This window comes from Pseudomonas sp. PDM26, from assembly GCF_019219185.1.
Lineage (GTDB): Bacteria > Pseudomonadota > Gammaproteobacteria > Pseudomonadales > Pseudomonadaceae > Aquipseudomonas.
Window position 1 is genome coordinate 471,784 of record NZ_JAHUWC010000002.1, and the last position, 17,262, is coordinate 489,045.

Genomic DNA, 17,262 nt, shown 5'->3' on the forward strand with positions numbered 1-17,262 from the left:
GTACTGATTCCAAATGAGAACGCACTCACAAAATGAGCAAAGGGCCATCAGTCCGATGAAACGCTTGTTTTAAGGTTTTACATTAACTCTGGCATACCCGGACTCGAGGCTTGGATCACCGTGCCAGACACGTGCGTCAATGGCGAATGCACTATTGTGGCGAGGGAGCTTGCTCCCGCTGGGCTGCGGAGCGGCCCCGAAACCTGACCCCAAAATCATTCAGAAGGATCACGATCGCAAGTTTTGCGAGCGCTTCGCGCTCGAGCGGGAGCAAGCTCCCTCGCCACAAACAAGTCACTCTGGGCACAAATGCATTACTGGCTATCGCTCACCTGGAGCTGCCCGTCCCAGCCACCTCCCAACGCGGCAATCAACTGCACGCTGGCAATCAGGCGGCTTTGCAGCAGATCCAGGTTGCTGCGCTCATTGCTCAGCGCCGCCGCCTGGGTCACCACCACATCGATGTACGCAATCAAACCGGCCTTGTACTGGTTCTGGGTCAGGCGTAGCGATTCACGGGCGGCGTCCAGTGCCTGTTGGCGCACGACGGCTTCGTCTTCAAGCACCTTGAGCTGCACCAGGAAGTTTTCCACCTCGCGGAATCCGTCCAGCACGGTCTGGCGGTATTTGGCCACCGTTTCGTCATAGGCCGCTTCACTGCGGTCGATTTCCGCCGAGCGCTGGCCGCCATCGAACAGGGTCATGGCCAATTGCGGTCCGACCGACCAGAAGCGGTTCGGCAGGCTGATCCAGTTGGAATAGGTGCTGCTGCTGTAACCGCCGTTCATGTTCAGTGTCAGATCGGGGTAATAGGCGGCCTTGGCCACACCGATGTTGGCGTTGGCGGCCATCACCGAACGCTCGGCGGCAGCAATGTCCGGGCGCCGCTCCAACAACTGTGAAGGCAAGGCCGGCGGCACTTGCGGCAACGGCGGAATGTCCTGGCTTTCCGCCAGGCTGAACTGCGCCGGCGGCAGGCCGATCAGCACGGCAATGGCGTTCTCGAACTGCGCGCGTTGCCAGATCAGGTCAATCATATCGGCTTCGGTGCCTTTAAGCTGCGTCTGGGCCTGGGCCACGGCGTCCTTGCCCGATACGCCGGCGCGGTATTGGTTCTCGGTCATCTTCAACGACCGCTGATAAGCATCGACCGTGTCCTGGAGCAAGCGCTTCTGGCCATCGATCACGCGCAACTGCAGGTAGTTCTGCACCAGTTCCGACTGCTGGCTCAAGCGCATCGCGGCCAGATCGGCAAAGCTGGCCTGGGCATTCGCGGTGTCGGCTTCGAGGCCCCGGCGCAGCTTGCCCCATACGTCCGCTTCCCAACTGACGCCCACCTGGGCGGAATACGTGTCGCGAATACCGCTGGACGAACTGGTCAGGCTGGAATTGCTGCTGCCAGTGCCCTGACTTGAGCGGTTCTTGCTGACATTCAGGTCGCCCGTCGGGAAAAACGCCCCGCGTGCGCTACGCACCAACGCCTGGGCCTGCCGGTACTGCGCTTCGGCTTGGGCAACGGTCTGGTTCGAGCTGTTGAGCTTTTCGACCAGATCGTTGAGCTGCCGGTCACCATACAACTCCCACCAGGCGCCGCGCGCCAGGGCATCGCTCGGATTGGCCTGACGCCAGCCCTCTGCGGCCTTGTACTGCGCAGGTTCCGCGGTTTGCGGGCGCTGGTAATCCGGGCCGACGGCGCAGGCACTGAGCATTGCCACGCACAGTGACAGGCTCAACAGACGCGAGCCTCGAGCCATGAGCAGCGGTGCAGCCAGGTTGAAAAGCGAACGTTCAGTCATAGCGGAGTTTCCAGAGCAGCATCGGTACGCACCCCGCGCCATTTATTGAAGCGATGGCGCAGTTTGTCGAGATAGAGGTAAACCACCGGGGTGGTGTAGAGCGTCAGCACCTGGCTGAAGATCAGCCCGCCGATGATGGTCAGGCCCAGTGGCTGGCGCATTTCCGCCCCTTCGGCACGGCTCAGCAGCAACGGCAAGGCACCGAGGATCGCCGCCAGGGTGGTCATCAAAATAGGTCGCAAACGTTGCAGACAGGCGCTGCGAATCGATTCCAGCGGTGCCATGCCCTGGTGTCGCTCCAGCTGCAACGCCAGGTCGATCATCAGAATCGCGTTTTTCTTGACCACGCCGATCAGCAAAAACAGCCCCAGCAGCGAAATCAGGCTGAACTCGCCGCCCAGCGCATAGATCGACAGCAACGCGCCGACCCCGGCCGACGGCAGCGTGGACAGGATGGTCAGCGGATGAATGTAGCTTTCGTACAACACGCCGAGCACCAGATACACCGCCACCAGCGCGCCGAGAATCATGAACGGCTGGCTTTTTTGCGCGGCGGCAAAGGCGTCGGCGGTGCCGGCCATTTTCACGATCACGTCTTCCGGCAGTCCGACCTTGGCAATCGCCCGCTCGATGGCGGCACTGCCCTGCTCCACCGTCACGCCTTCGGCCATGTCGAAGGCAATGCTTTCCGACGCGAACTGGCCTTCGTGGCTGACCCGGTCGTTTTCCAGGCTGTTTTCGTAATGGGCGATGGTCGACAGCGGGATCCGCGCGCCATCGGCGGTGATCACCTGAACCTGCTTGAGGGTGATCGGGTCCTGGGCGTACTTCGGATTGACCTCCATCACCACCTGATACTGGTTGAGGCTGTCGTAGATGGTCGAAATCTGTCGCTGACTGTAGGCGTTGTTCAGCACCGCCGTGACCATGTCCATGTCGACCCCCAGGCGCTTGGCCTGGTCGCGGTCGACGATCAGCGTCACTTGCCGGGCGCCCCGGCCTTCCCGCGCATCGATCGCCGTCAGCTCCGGCAAGGCCCTGAGCGCGGTGACGACTTTCGGATACCACTCGCGCAACGACCCCAGGTCACCGCTTTGCAGGATGTAGGAATACTGCGACGAGGTCTGCTCGCGGCCGCCGCCGAATTGCAGGTCCTGGTCCGCCATGAGCATCAGTTGAGCACCAGGGACCTTGGGCATTTCCTTGCGCAGACGCTCGATGACCTTTTGCGCGGAAATGTTGCGTTCCTTGATCGGCTTCAGGCGCACCAGCATGAAGGCGTTGTTGGTGCCGTTGTTACCGCCAATGAACCCGGCGACGCTTTCTACCGCCTCATCCTTCAACACCGTCCGGCGGAAAATCTCCATCTTCGGCTGCATCACACTGAACGACAGGCCGTCGTCGCCGCGCACGAAACCGATCAACTGGCCGGTATCCTGTTGCGGCATAAATGTTTTAGGAACAACAACATACAACGCGATGTTCACGCCAATTGTCACAAATAGACTGAGCAAGGTCAGGCGCTTGTGGCGCAGCACCCAATCGAGGCTGGTGGCGTATTTGCCGACCATCCAGTCGTTGGCCCGCCGGCTCCAGCGTTGCAGGCGGTTCTCCTGCCCCGGCGTGTGCGGCTTGAGCCAGCGGGCACAGAGCATCGGGGTCAGGGTCAACGACACCACCAGCGAAACCACGATGGCCGCCGCCAGGGTGATGGAAAATTCGCGGAACAGGCTTTCAATGATCCCGCCCATGAACAGGATCGACAGGAACACTGCCACCAGCGACACGTTCATCGACAACAAGGTAAAGCCGACTTCCTGGGCACCCAGGTACGCGGCCCGCATCGGCCGTACGCCTTCGTCGATGTGCCGGGAAATGTTCTCCAGCACCACAATGGCATCGTCTACCACCAGCCCGGTGGCCAGGATCAGCGCCATCAGCGACAGGTTGTTCAGCGAAAAACCGTAGAGGTACATCACGGCAAAGGTGCCGACCAGCGACACCGGCACCGCCAGGGTCGGAATCAGCGAAGCGCGGAAGTTACCGAGGAACAGGAACACCACCAGAATCACCAGTGCCACGGCGATCAGCAGGGTCATTTCCGCTTCGTGCAGCGTGGCCTTGATCACCGGCGAACGGTCCATGGCCAGGTTCAGCTTGACGCTGGCCGGCAACACCGCCTGCAGGGCCGGCAACTGCGCCTTGATCTCGTTGACCGTCTCGATGATGTTGGCGCCGGCCTGCCGGTTGATCACCAGCAGTACCGCCGCGTCATCGTTGAAGAAACCGCTGTTGTAGCGGTCCTCGACGCTGTCGCTGACCTTCGCCACGTCCTTCAGGCGCAGGGCCGCACCGCCGTTGTAGTGGATGATCAGCGACTCGTAGTCCTTGGCTTTTTCCAGCTGGTCGTTGGCCTGGACCTGCCACAGCCGCTGATCGTCTTCCACTGAGCCCTTGGGCCGGCGCACGTTGGCATTGGCGATGGTGTTGCGCACATCGTCCAGGGCCACGCCGTACTGGTTGAGCGACTGCGGTTCGAGTTCGATACGCACCGCTGGCAGGGAACTGCCGCCGATCTGCACCTCGCCGACGCCCTGCACCTGGGACAGGCTCTGGGACAGGATCGTCGAGGCCAGGTCATAGAGCTGGCCTTTTTCCAGCACATCCGACGTCAGTGACAGCACCATGATCGGCGCCTGGGACGGATTGACCTTCTTGTAGGTCGGCATGCTGCGCATCCCGCTCGGCAGCAGGTTGCGCGAGGCATTGATGGCCGCCTGCACTTCCCGCGCCGCGCCGTTGATGTCGCGGTCGAGGTCAAATTGCAGAATCACCCGGGTCGATCCCTGGCTGGACCGGCTGCTCATGGTGTTGACCCCGGCAATGGCGCCGAAAGAGCGCTCCAGCGGTGTGGCCACCGTCGATGCCATCACCTCGGGGCTGGCCCCGGGCAGGCTGGCCTGGACCACGATCACCGGAAAGTCCATTTGCGGCAGCGGCGACACGGGCAGCAAACCGAAGCTCACGCCGCCCAGCAGCATGATCGCGAATGAAAGTAGCATGGTCGCCACGGGGCGTTTGATGAAAGGACCTGAAAGATTCATCGATGAAGGCCCCCTGTGGGAGCGCAATGCTGTTCGGTTAAGGAAGTTGTAGGAGCGAGCTTGCTCGCGATGGTCGTTAACGATAACGCGTATTTACTGGCTAAACGCGGCGCTCTTGAGTCCATCGCGAGCAAGCTCGCTCCTACAGAGGACCACATTCGCTTAACTGAACAGCATTGCCCGCTCCCACAGGTTATGCATGCCGTCATACCGCCGTCTCCTGAGCGCCGGTCTTGCCAAATCGCCGACCGAGACGGTCGAAGTACAGGTAGATCACCGGCGTAGTGAACAGGGTCAGAACCTGGCTCAGCAGCAATCCGCCAACCATCACCAGACCCAGCGGCTGGCGCAACTCTGCGCCGGAACCGGTGGCCAGCATCAACGGCACGGCACCGAACAGCGCGGCCAGGGTGGTCATCAGGATCGGCCGGAAACGCAGCAACGCCGCCTGATAGATCGCCGTTTGCGGGTCCATGCCCTGGTTGCGCTCGGCGTCGAGGGCGAAGTCGATCATCATGATCGCGTTCTTCTTCACGATGCCGATCAGCAGAATGATGCCGATGATCGCGATCATGCCCAGGTCGTTGCCGCTCAGGATCAACGCCAGCAAGGCGCCCACCGCCGCCGACGGCAAGGTCGAAAGAATGGTGATCGGGTGGATGTAGCTCTCGTAGAGCACGCCCAGCACGATGTACATGGTCACCACCGCGGCCAGAATCAGCAGCAAGGTGCTCGACAGCGAAGCCTGGAAGGCTTCGGCCGCGCCCTGGAACTGGGTCTGCACGCCAATCGGCATGCCAATGTCCTTCTGCACCTGCTCGATGATCTCTACCGCATGCCCCAACGCCACGCCGGGCGCGAGGTTGAAGGACATCATCACCGCCGGGAACTGGCCGATATGGGTGATTGCCAGCTGCGCCTGACGTTCCTCGATATGCGCCAGGCTGGACAAGCGCACCTGACCGCCATCGGTGGTCTTGACGTGAATCTGGTTCAACGCATCCGGGCCGATCTTCTCGCCGGCCTGCGATTGCAGCACCACGCGGTACTGACTGGCCTGGGTGTAGATGGTGGAAATCTGCCGCTGGCCAAAGGCGTCGTACAACGCATCGGTGATGTTCGACACCGACACCCCGACCCGCGACGCCGCATCGCGGTCGATCACCAGATAAACCTGCAAGCCCTTGTCCTGCAAGTCGCTGGCAACGTCGGTCAGTTCCGGCCGGTCGGCCAGGGCCTCGACCAGTCGCCCGCTCCACAGGCTCAGCAGCTCAGAATCCGGCGAAGACATGCTGAACTGGTACTGCGTGCGGCTGACCCGGTCTTCGATGGTCAAGTCCTGCACCGGTTGCATGAACAGGCGGATGCCGACCAGTTTGTCCAGCTCCGGTTGCAGGCGGGCAATCACTTGCGTGGCACTCAGGTCACGGTCGTGGTGCGACTTGAGGTTGATCAATAACCGACCACTGTTGAGGGTCGAGTTATCGCCATCCACACCAATGTAGGACGACAGGCTCTCGACCGCCGGGTCGGCCAGAATGACCTTGGCCAGCTCCTGCTGGCGCTCGCTCATGGCGGCGAAGGAAATCGATTGCGGCGCTTCGGAAATACCCTGGATAACACCCGTGTCCTGCACCGGGAAAAAGCCCTTGGGCACCACCATGTACAGGAAAACCGTCAGTGCCAGAGTGCCAACGGCCACCATCAAGGTCAGCGGCTGGTGCTTGAGCACCCACTGCAATTTGCGCCCGTAGGCGGCGATCATCCAGTCGATGAACGCACCACTGGCACGGTAGAAACGGCCCTGCTCTGCTTCCTTGGGTTCACGCTTGAGCAACCGCGCGCACATCATCGGTGTCAGGGTCAGGGAGACGACCAGGGAAATCAGGATCGCCACCGCCAGGGTGATGGCGAACTCGCGGAATAGCCGCCCGACCACGTCCGCCATGAACAGCAGCGGGATCAGTACGGCGATCAGCGACAACGTCAGCGAGATCAGGGTAAAACCGATTTGCTTGGCGCCCTTGAGCGCTGCGTTCAGCGGGCTGTCGCCTTCCTCGATGAAGCGCGCAATGTTTTCCAGCATGACGATCGCATCGTCCACCACGAAACCGGTGGCGATGGTCAGGGCCATCAGGGTCAGGTTGTTGACCGAGAAGCCTGCCAGGTACATCACGCCGAACGTACCGATCAGCGACAGCGGCACGGCCACCGACGGAATGATCGTGGCGCTGGCGCGGCGCAGGAACAGAAAGGTCACCATGACCACCAGAGCGATGGCGATCAGCAGTTCGTGCTGCACGTCCTTGACCGAGGCGCGGATGGTCTGGGTGCGGTCGGTCAGCACCACCACGTCGAGGCCGGCCGGCAGGTTGTCGGTGATGCTCGGCAGCAGGGCCTTGATCCGGTCCACCACCTCGATCACGTTGGCGCCGGGCTGACGCTGGATATTCAGCAGCACGGCCTGGTTTTCGTTGGCCCACGCGGCGAGTCGCTCGTTCTCGGCGCCGTCGACGATTTCCGCCACGTCCTTGAGCCGCAACGGCGCGCCGTTGGCGTAGGCCAGGATCAGGTTGGCGTAATCCTTGGGTGACGTCAGTTGATCGTTGGCATCGAGCATCGAAACCCGGGTCGGGCCGTCGAAGTTACCCTTGGGCTGGTTGACGTTGGAGGCGCCGATCAGGGTGCGCACGTCCGACAGGTTCAGACCATTGGCGGCCAGCGCTTCCGGATTGACCTTGATGCGCACGGCCTGGCGTTGGCCGCCGGCAATGCTGACCATGCCGACGCCACTGATCTGGGCGATTTTCTGCGCCATGCGGGTGTCGACCAGATCGTTGAGCTTGGGCAACAGCATGGTCTTGGAGGTAATCGCAAGGGTCAGCACCGGCGTGTCGGCCGGGTTGACCTTGTTGTACACCGGCGGTGCCGGCAGGTCCTTGGGCAACAGGTTGGTCGCGGCGTTGATTGCCGCCTGCACTTGCTGCTCGGCCACGTCCATGTTGATGTCGAGGCTGAACCGCAGGGTCAGCACCGACGCCCCGCCGGAACTGGTGGAGGCCATTTGCGTCAGGCCGGGCATCTGCCCGAACTGCCGCTCAAGCGGCGCGGTCACTGCGCTGGTCATGACATCCGGGCTGGCGCCGGGGTACAGGGTCATGACGCGAATGGTCGGGTAATCGACCTGAGGCAATGCCGACACCGGCAGCAGCCGATAGGCGATGACGCCGGCCAGGATAATCGCCAGCATGCTCAGCGTGGTGGCTACCGGCCGAAGGATGAACAGCCGCGAGAGATTCATGCGCCGCCCTTTTTCGCCTTGCCGGTGGTCGCGGGCGTTGCCGCGTCGGCCGCCGACTTGCCTTGCAGGTGTTCGGTTGGCGTGGTCGGCACGTCCTGGCTGTCGTTGACCACCTCCACGTCGCTGCCGTCCTTCAGGCGGTCAGTGCCTTCCAATACGACCCGGTCGCCAGCCGACAAGCCTTCGGTGACCACGGTGTTCACGCCGTCACTGGCGCCGACTTTCAACTGACGGATCTTGACCTTCTTGTCACCGTCCAAGGCATAGGCGAACGTGCCGTTCGTGCCGAACTGGATCGCGGCGGAAGGCGCCAGTACTACGTCTTTGAGGGTGTCGGCCAGCAGGCGCACGTTGACGAACTGGTTGGGGAACAGCGACTGATCCCGGTTCTCGTAACGAGCCTTGAATTTCAGGGTGCCGGTAGTGACGTCGATCTGGTTGTCCAGGCTCTGCAGCACGCCAGTGGCTTGCAATCTGGTATCACCGCGGTCCCAGGCTTCAGCCGGAAGTTTGGCGCCGCTGCGATAACGGGCCAGCACGGTGTCGAGGCTGTTTTCCGGAAGGGTGAAGGCCACGCTGATCGGTTGAGTCTGAGTGATGATCGCCAATGCAGTGGTGTCGTTGGCCGCTACCAGGTTGCCGACGTCCAGTTGACGCAGGCCAACACGACCGGTGATCGGTGCGCGGATCCTGGTGAATTCGAGATTGAGTTTGGCGTCGTTGACCGCTGCCTGATTGGTCTTGACCGTGCCCTGGAATTGACCGACCAGCGCTTCGGCGGTGTCCAGGGTCTGCTTGGCAATACTGTCTTCGCGGTACAGGCCGCGATAGCGCTCGACGTCGACCTGGGCGTTTTTCAGCTGCGCCTGATTCTGCAACAAGGTGCCTTCGGCCTGGAGCAAGGCATTCTGGTAAGGGCGCGGGTCGATTTCGGCGAGCAGGTCGCCGGCCTTGACCATCTGCCCTTCTTCGAAATGGATCTTGACCAGCTCACCGCCGACACGGCTGCGGACATTGATAGTGTTCAGCGCCGTGACTGTGCCCAGCGCCTTGAAGTACAGCGGGAAATCACCGGTGACTGCCGGAGCCACTCGCACAGGTACCGGCCCGGACGCGCCGCCGAAACCCGGACGCATTCCACCTGACCTGCCGGTATGCCCGGCGACGGCTTTCTGCCCCGCAGCCTCTTTGGGTGCAGCGCTGCCGGGCCAGAATTTCCAGCACAGGGCGGCGATGACCAGCAGGACAAGCAGGCCGAACAGCCAGCGACGAGGACTACGGGAAGCGGAGGATTGCATTGAGTGATCAACCATTGGGCGCGTGGGCTTTTTTTACATGAGGGAACGATAAGCACTGGCGGGTTTTAAGCAAAGCGCCTTTACCGGCAATTTACCTTTGGCTTACGTAGCAGGAGATTTGTCCAAGACACTGAAACACAAATGAAAACGGCCTGGACAGGGCCAGGCCGTTAACAATTGTAATGGAGCTAACTTACTTGAGAACAGCAAGTGCCGCTTCATAGTTCGGCTCGTCAGCGATTTCGCCAACCAGCTCGCTGTGCAGCACGTTGTCGTTTTCGTCCAGAACCACCACGGCACGAGCGGTCAGGCCTTTGAGCGGGCCGTCAGCGATGGCCACGCCGTAGTTCTGGATGAACTCGGCACCGCGCAGGGTCGACAGGTTCTGTACGTTTTCCAGACCTTCGGCGCCGCAGAAACGCGCCTGGGCGAACGGAAGGTCGGCGGAGATGCACAGCACAACGGTGTTGGCCACGTCGTTGGCCTTGGCATTGAACTGGCGCACCGAGGTGGCGCAGGTCGGGGTGTCGATGCTTGGGAAAATGTTCAGCACTTTACGCTTGCCGGCGAAGCTCGCCAGGGTTACGTCGGACAGATTGCCGGCAACCAGGGAAAAGGCTGGCGCCTTGGAACCGGCTTGTGGCAGTTGGCCGTTGACTTGAACCGGGTTGCCTTTAAGAGTGACTTGAGCCATGAACGGAGTCCTTCTGAACGTTGTGGTGGAGAATTTTGACGAGGCCGAAGTTAACCACGAAATTGTCCGACGACCTACGGTCAAACATAAATTGTCATGTATCAGCGTACAAAACTGGATACACGCGTTTTCTCATTCACTACAAGACCCTGTGGGAGCGGCGGTGTTATCTGAGTAACTGCAACATATTGCGATGGCGCGCCTCGAAAATCCGCCGCATGTAGCCATTGACCAGCAACCACTCCATGGGCGCGCCACCTATCGCCGAATACGTCACCCGGTCGGTGTATAGCGTACCGCCCTCTCCCGCCAGGACCCGATGTTCATGACGAAAGGCACGCATCGGTCCCTTGAGCATCTCGTCGATGAAATACATTTCACCGACTTCACGGATCACTACCGTCCAGCTCGACGGAATCACATTGAACATCCAGTGGCGAAAGCGGAATTGCCGCCCGGTTTCAATCCGCAGGTTGTTCAGATCGACATCGCCCAGCGGGGTAATGCGCTCGGGGAAAATCTTCGGAAAGTTGACGCCTTCCAGGCAGAAGTCGAGGACCTGTCCGGGTGTGCGGCCGGGGATGAGTGTAGTGAGTTCCAGAATTGCCATACGGGACACATTCCTTTGATCGTTGGACAAGCTCGCCAGAAATACGGTGTAGCGAAATGGCGGTCGAAAAGAAACCTGCCAAAGTGTTTTCTATAAAAATTTTTTCGAGAAGCTGTCGATTTGCACTTCAGCCATTCGACCATTAAGCGAGTCACTCAATTACAACGGAGAAATCACCATGCGATTTATGATCATCATCAAGGCCAGCGCCGATTCCGAAACCGGCGTGATGCCCAGCCAGGAACTGCTGACTGCCATGGGCAACTACAACGAAGAACTGGTCAAAGCCGGCATCATGCTCGCTGGCGAAGGCCTGCACCCCAGCAGCAAAGGTGCCCGCGTAAAGTTTTCGGGGGAGCAACGCTCGGTCATCGACGGCCCCTTCATCGAAACCAGGGAACTGATCGCCGGCTTCTGGTTATGGAAAGTGAAATCCAAAGAAGAAGCCATCGAGTGGGTCAAGCGCTGCCCCAACCCGATGCCGGGCACCGAAGCCGAGATCGAGATTCGCCAGGTGTTCGAGGCCGAAGACTTTGGCGCCGAATTCACGCCGGAACTGCGTGCGCAGGAAGAACGGGTGTGGGAGCAGGCGAAGAAGAACTGAGCATGACGTACAGCGGATCAAGCCCTGAATCCTCCGGGAAAACCACGATGTAATCGGTGAACCGGGTTGTTGCTCCTTTGGCTGCGATGGGCTCGACAAGTGGCACGGTCAAAGATCGTACAAATCCCAAGCGAGGCAATGGGCGCTGGGCTTCCGGAGCCTGACTTTCAAGGGCGACCGGGGCAGACCAGTAAACAGTGACAGGGGGCGCGCCATCAACGGTGAAACCAAAGGAACCCCGCTGCTGATCATACTCCGCCGCCCTCACTCTGACCCTGGCCGGCACATGAGCGCTTGGGGTCGGGGTGACATAAACCTGCTCCAGGGTTTTGACTTCGCGCAAGCCCTGAAACATCGTTCCAGGTTTTGCGGGCACTGTGGTCGTCCCGATTCGGAAAGGAAGATCAATCCCGGACTCTCTCGTCGCCAAAGAAAGCCAATCCTGCCCCTCGAGCGGCATCAATTCGACCAAGGGAACACACAGACCGTAGACCTGGGTATCCGCACGGCTGGAAAACTCAAATCGCAATACGGCGGCGCACAGTGCTTCATCGCTCCGCTCGCCTGAAGTGTTCCTCCAGGTAAATTCAGCAACAACCGAACGAATGGCTTTCTGCAAATCAATCTGTTGGCTCAACTGCAAACCGGATGGGCCACCCTCCAGTAAAACCTCGGGGCGCTTGTGGGCAAAGGCCAATGAGGCGGGGATCATATAGCCCGGTTGAGCAGGTTCAGCCCTCCCCGGACGACGAGAACGAATCAATTGCTCCTGTGCCTTTATCAACAACGCCTCGGCTTGATCATGCAAAGATCGGTGACGCTGGCTAAACACCGCCAATTGCCCGGTGTAGCGATCGTGCAATGCGTTGATTTGCTGAGCGACACTTTGCCACTGCGCCTGTTCGGTCCGTGCATAGGTCAGGTTACGCTGGGCATCGTTTTTGGCGAACTGCACCGTCATTTTCCAGAATTCGAACTTCCTGACCGCGATCACTGCTGAATGTTGAGCATGTTCCAGGGCCCGGATGCTTGCTTCTTGATCAGAACCCCCCTTGCTGCCGTATAGCGGGTCGCGCAGTTGCTGGATACCCGGTCCGAATAGACCAAACGCATTTTCAACGGCTACTTCCGACGCGGCCACATCTGCAGCAATTTTTTGCACTTGCGCAATGCTGCGTGCAAGAGGTGTCATCGCTGGCGATGGTGCGGGTATGGAAACCGACTCTTCCTTGAACGCAGTGCCACCTTGTTTGCGATGCCAGTCCTTGACGTAATACACCACCGATTCCGAACTGTTCGGGTTGAATTTTTCATTCGGGTAAAACAGCAGGTCAGCCCCCTTCGGATGACCGACAATCAGATCGAAATGGTTGATAAGCCTGTCATGATCCTGCCTGGATAAATCCACAGCCCAGATCTTGTCGACCAGCGCCTGAAATTCCGATTCGGTGTAATCCTTGAGTGTCGCTTTGAGTTCCATCCTGGTTCTTCCTTGAGCCCTTGGGGCAAACTGTCGTAGACATGGGCACTCGCTCGATCAGGAGCAAGTGCCGGCAGTGTTTGTAGGAGGTTATTCCGGTTTGAAGCCGGGTTTGTTATTGGCTGCGCGCCATTCTTTGACTTCCTTCAGGATGCCTTCCGGACTGTCTTCCTGGCCTTCCTTTGGGTAAAAGATGACGTCTGAGCGCCCCGGGTGCCCAGTGACTGACTCAAAATGCTCTAAGAGCCTGTCCCGATACTCTTCAAGCGCTCGTCCTTTTAAACCGCTTGTCTGATGAAAAAACTCACCCAAAAAAGACAAGAATTCCGCCTCGGTGTAGTCCTCTAGCTTCTCTTTAAAAGAAATCATTATATTTACCTTTATGCAGTTGAATATGACGCTCCGGGGTCATTACAAATAAATTATCCAAGCTGTAAACAGCACCACCTTTTGCTATTTCAATTTGATGATGAAGTTCGAACGTCTTACGTCCCCCGACTTGATCAATCCCCTTGGGATATGGAGCCGAACCATCTCGCATTCTTTCGAGGTTACCTTTATTAAATTGCTCACTAAGTAATGAGTCCGCCGCAACAGCCTTCCAAAACGCCTCCCTGAACCGGTGAAAATTGGCAAACTCAACCCCTCTCAACCGATCCGCAATCTGCGAAGGTATTGGCGCCCCTTCCCCTCGCGCAGCCTCACCCAACCATACCCCCGAAACCAACTGCCCCACCCCGGTTGCAACCCCCGGATCGTCCCGTCGATCACGAAACAAAGCATCCGGCGAGGGCAGTTCCATATCCCCCGGATACCCCGGAATACTCGCACCAATTTTCCCTTCATCAACAGCCGGAAATGTCTCGTTTGCCGGTAGGACAGGGACGGCCGGGGCACCGGGATAAACCATTGGATCGGTCGGTGTAATCGGCGATGTCGTCGATCCGATGTGTTCGCTGCCCGGCGGCACCACGGGTTTCCAGCTACTGGCCGGAGGAATCGGCCAAGGAACAACCGCGGGGACGATCCCGAGCCATCCTTCGGCAGCTTGCGGCGTCTTGATGCTGATTTTGTCGAGGTTGAAAGGATCCGACCAGAACTCCGGCCGCTCCTGGTAGCGCAGCTCGAATTCACGGTTTTCACCCACCCATGTGCTTTTCGGCGCGTAGGGGGCAAAACCTTGTTCGATGCGCTTTTTGTTCACCTCATCGAAGGACGAGACCAGTTGGTGATGCTCTCCAATCGTTCACCACAACGCTTCATCGAAGGCCTCGAACGACTTGAATTCGCGACCTCGGAACTGGTCACCGACTTGGGTCGGAAAAGTCGCACCGGCAGCCTGAGTCGCCGAATTCCACCAATCTTGCGTGGCCGGCTGACCTGTTCCCGTAGCGACTCCCGAGCCCATGGGCGGGACGCCGAAAGATAGATAGAGCGGTTCAAGGCCAGGCACGCAAACAATGCAATCCTGGATGCGCAGATCGACGCCTGAGGGGATGTCTTGAGCCTGGGGCTCCATCACCGTCAGCGGCGTCTGGCCAGGCATCGTCGCCTGGGAAGGGACATCGGCGGTGAACTGCAGGTGCCTGGCTGGCGATCCAGGCACCTCGGCAGAGTAGATCCCTGTCAGAGGGTCAAGTACTGCATTGACGACCGGAACCCGGGAATCGATCTCGCCGCCAGTATTGGCGATGACAATTGCAACGCCTTGCGGCATGGGCAAGGGTTTGAGCCGGTACTCTGCTTCTACCGAACCGTGTTCGTCAGCGATCGCTTGCAGTTCCCGCGCGTCCTAAAGCTCCAGTGTTTTCGCGGGTACACCGACGGCGTAGAACAAGCGGTTTCGTTGTTCCGCAGTCAACTCACTGTTGCCCAGGACGGGTGACTCCAGCATCCCCGTGATGAACACTGGTCCTGTTTTTAGCGCTATGCGACCGAGATCGATAAGACCTTTGATGCCCGCCTGAACTGCATTTTCGAGTACTGCCGCAACTTCCTGGGCAATGAGTACGCCTTGCGGTGTCAACACCACGCCGCCAGCAGCCAGCGAACTGGCAGGTAACGTCAGTGTGTTGGCTTGCCTGATGCGCTCGATGCGCGTATCTGCATCGGCCTGTTGCTTGAAACGGATGCGCGCATCACGTTGCTCGGCGAACTGCCGAAGACGCTCCCAATGAGCTTCTCTCTCACGCCAGACGATGGTCTGTTCAGCGTGATGGCTGGCCAGGCCGTTGGACTTTTCGGTGAGCGAGATTATTTGAGCGTTCAGCAACCGGGATTCATGGGCCGCTGTATAGGCGTTTGCCCAAGCCTGATAACCACTGTCGAGCGCTTCGCCGAACTGGTCCAGTCGCATCAGGTAATCAGCTGGCGTGCGCGTGAGTGGATCGTGCCCATCAAACGAATGGGCAACGATATTTTTTGCACTGAGTTCTGATGCTTTGCGGGTGATCAGCCCGTCTATTTCGTTTTTTTCTTTGGTGATCAGATACAGCTGCCAGCGTTCGCTACTCGAACCACTGGCATGAGGCTGCCTTGCGCTCGATATCTCGTGTTCAAGTGATGACGCCAGTTGAGCAGTCCTGGCGGCAAAGCCCTGGTCAATCTCAGCCCTCAAGATGCCATGACGCTGGGCCTGTCCTGCGAGCAGTTGTTGCCGCGTCTGTACACGTACCTGCTCTTGCGCCCGAGCTGCAGCGTCTGCCGTATCTCTGGCCGCCTTCTCTTTTTGCGCCTGCCTGGCTTTTTTCCTGAGCGCTATGGTCTTAGCGCTCGGGCCACCGAAATTGCCGGACGCGCCGACACGATTGCCCCCGAAACCACCGCCTCCCCATGAACCACCACCGCCTCCCGACGCCGGCGGTCCGGACCTTATTACTACGTCTCCTGACGTCCCATCATTCTGTGTTCGATGTGCCATACAGTCTCTCCTTGTCTGTAGGGCACAGCATGTCTACGGGGCAGCGATCAGGTGCGGTACATATTTATAGGATGCGATTGGTTTACGGGATCAATGAGCGACCGGATGGGCCGCGGCCTGAAACCGACCCGCCTCGGCCCGCACCTGTGCAAACCTCCCGGCGGGTCTGTTACGGCCGTGAACCGGACAAAAATCAGGCGCTGCGCCAAATCAGGCAATCCTTGTCTACGCTGCATAGTCAGGCCGGGCGCAACAGAGAGTCCGTCTCTGGTGCACTGCATCCGCTCAACTCCGTTGACGAGAAGGATTTCCCATGACGAATTCGATATCTCTGCGCCATCGCCGCGTATTCAGCTTCCTGCTGACCCTGGCCTTGAGCCTGCCGTTACTGGTTCAGGCGGCCGAGCCGCTACCCTCCTGGAACGATGGCCCGTCGAAAAAACAGATCATCGAGTTCGTGCAGACGGTCACCGATCAAAACAGCAAGGACTTCGTAAAACCCGAGGACCGCATTGCCGTGTTCGATAACGACGGCACCTTGTGGAGCGAGCAGCCGATGTACTTCGAGTTATTGTTCGCCCTCGAGGAAGTCAAACGCACCGCACCGCAGCACCCGGAATGGAAAACCACCCAGCCCTTCCAGGCAGTGCTGGAAAACGATCACAAGGCCCTGGCCGCCAGTGGTCTTGAGGGCATGATGAAAATTTTCGGTGCCACCCACACCGGGATGACCACCGATGCCTTCGATGACTACGCCAAAACCTGGCTGAGCCAGGCCCGCCATCCGAAAACCGGCAAGCCGTACACCGAGATGATCTTCCAGCCGATGCTGGAAATGCTCGACTACCTGCGCGGCCAGGACTTCAAGACCTACATCGTGTCCGGCGGCGACACCGGGTTCATGCGCGCCTTCGCCGAGAAGGTCTATGGCATCCCGCCAGAACAGGTCATTGGCACCACCTTTGTCACTGCCTATCAATTCAAGGACGGCCAGGCATCTATCCTGCGCACGCCAAAACTGGCCCACAACGACGATGGCCCGGGCAAACCGGAAAGCATCGACGCCGTGATCGGACGCCGGCCAATCCTCGCCTTTGGCAACTCCGACGGTGACTTGCAAATGCTCCAGTGGACCGCCGCCGGTCCCGGTAAACGCTTCATGGGCCTGGTGCACCACACCGACGCCAAACGCGAATGGGCTTACGACCGTAAATCGCAGATCGGTCGTCTGGACAAGGCCCTGGACGAAGCAAACAAACGTGGCTGGACGGTCGTCGATATGGCGTCCGAATGGCGTCGGATCTATCCGTTCGATGCCTCCACAGCCGAGCAAGTGCAATAAGAAGACGTAATGCAGGACTGCAATAAACGTTTGTCGCAGTACATTGCCGGTGGTTTGTCGGGGGAGTGATCAGGTGCCTTGGCGGCCGCCTTCGCGGGCAAGCCCGCTCCCAC

General features: G+C 59.4%; 12 protein-coding genes and 1 pseudogene. 2 read left to right on the plus strand and 11 right to left on the minus strand.

Annotated features, from left to right (window positions below; all coding sequences use genetic code 11):
* Positions 1-314 precede the first annotated feature (314 nt).
* The 6 genes from KW849_RS06035 to KW849_RS06060 all read right to left on the minus strand — a co-directional run bounded on the left by KW849_RS06035 (position 315) and on the right by KW849_RS06060 (position 10,803).
* Positions 315-1,796: an efflux transporter outer membrane subunit gene (locus KW849_RS06035; protein ID WP_218428561.1), complete on the minus strand. Its 1,482-nt coding sequence runs from the start codon at positions 1,794-1,796 to the stop codon at positions 315-317.
* Positions 1,793-4,900 carry an efflux RND transporter permease subunit gene (locus KW849_RS06040; protein ID WP_218428562.1) on the minus strand — a complete coding sequence of 1,036 codons (3,108 nt, stop codon included), beginning with the start codon at positions 4,898-4,900 and terminating at the stop codon, positions 1,793-1,795. Before KW849_RS06040 ends, KW849_RS06035 begins: the two co-directional genes overlap by 4 nt.
* A gap of 205 nt (positions 4,901-5,105) precedes the next feature.
* The gene (locus KW849_RS06045) at positions 5,106-8,201 is read right to left on the minus strand and encodes an MdtB/MuxB family multidrug efflux RND transporter permease subunit (RefSeq protein WP_218428563.1); all 3,096 of its coding nucleotides are present in this window, start codon (positions 8,199-8,201) and stop codon (positions 5,106-5,108) included.
* The gene (locus tag KW849_RS06050; RefSeq protein WP_218428564.1) at positions 8,198-9,514 is read right to left on the minus strand and encodes an MdtA/MuxA family multidrug efflux RND transporter periplasmic adaptor subunit; all 1,317 of its coding nucleotides are present in this window, start codon (positions 9,512-9,514) and stop codon (positions 8,198-8,200) included. The genes KW849_RS06045 and KW849_RS06050 overlap by 4 nt, the downstream gene beginning before the upstream one ends.
* A gap of 178 nt (positions 9,515-9,692) precedes the next feature.
* Positions 9,693-10,193: a thiol peroxidase gene (tpx, locus tag KW849_RS06055; protein WP_218428565.1), complete on the minus strand. Its 501-nt coding sequence runs from the start codon at positions 10,191-10,193 to the stop codon at positions 9,693-9,695.
* Between the two features lie 166 nt (positions 10,194-10,359).
* A complete protein-coding gene (locus KW849_RS06060) occupies positions 10,360-10,803 on the minus strand; it encodes a polyketide cyclase (protein WP_218428566.1) in 444 nt (147 codons plus the stop codon).
* Positions 10,804-10,981: 178 nt separating this feature from the next.
* Here KW849_RS06060 and KW849_RS06065 point away from each other — a divergent pair, with 178 nt between their 5' ends.
* Positions 10,982-11,407, plus strand: coding sequence for a YciI family protein (locus tag KW849_RS06065; RefSeq protein WP_218428567.1), 426 nt, complete (start codon positions 10,982-10,984; stop codon positions 11,405-11,407).
* On the opposite strand, the gene KW849_RS06070 is transcribed toward KW849_RS06065, so the two are convergent.
* The 5 genes and pseudogenes from KW849_RS06070 to KW849_RS31780 all read right to left on the minus strand — a co-directional run bounded on the left by KW849_RS06070 (position 11,349) and on the right by KW849_RS31780 (position 15,807).
* Positions 11,349-12,887 (minus strand): S-type pyocin domain-containing protein, encoded by a 1,539-nt coding sequence (locus tag KW849_RS06070; protein WP_218428568.1) that lies wholly within the window; start codon positions 12,885-12,887, stop codon positions 11,349-11,351. The two genes, KW849_RS06065 and KW849_RS06070, sit on opposite strands and share 59 nt — an antisense overlap.
* A gap of 90 nt (positions 12,888-12,977) precedes the next feature.
* Positions 12,978-13,256: a bacteriocin immunity protein gene (locus KW849_RS06075; protein ID WP_256357087.1), complete on the minus strand. Its 279-nt coding sequence runs from the start codon at positions 13,254-13,256 to the stop codon at positions 12,978-12,980.
* Positions 13,243-13,797 carry a hypothetical protein gene (locus tag KW849_RS31770; RefSeq protein ID WP_371319114.1) on the minus strand — a complete coding sequence of 185 codons (555 nt, stop codon included), beginning with the start codon at positions 13,795-13,797 and terminating at the stop codon, positions 13,243-13,245. The genes KW849_RS06075 and KW849_RS31770 overlap by 14 nt, the downstream gene beginning before the upstream one ends.
* Before the next feature lie 147 nt (positions 13,798-13,944).
* Positions 13,945-14,667: pseudogene (locus tag KW849_RS31775) on the minus strand (S-type pyocin domain-containing protein); the annotation flags it as partial.
* A 12-nt stretch (positions 14,668-14,679) separates the two neighbouring features.
* Positions 14,680-15,807, minus strand: coding sequence for a hypothetical protein (locus tag KW849_RS31780; RefSeq protein WP_371319112.1), 1,128 nt, complete (start codon positions 15,805-15,807; stop codon positions 14,680-14,682).
* A 313-nt stretch (positions 15,808-16,120) separates the two neighbouring features.
* On the opposite strand from KW849_RS31780, the gene KW849_RS06085 reads away from it, so the two are divergent.
* On the plus strand, positions 16,121-17,149 hold the full coding sequence (locus KW849_RS06085; protein ID WP_218428569.1) for an HAD family phosphatase: 1,029 nt from the start codon (positions 16,121-16,123) through the stop codon (positions 17,147-17,149).
* Positions 17,150-17,262 lie beyond the last annotated feature (113 nt).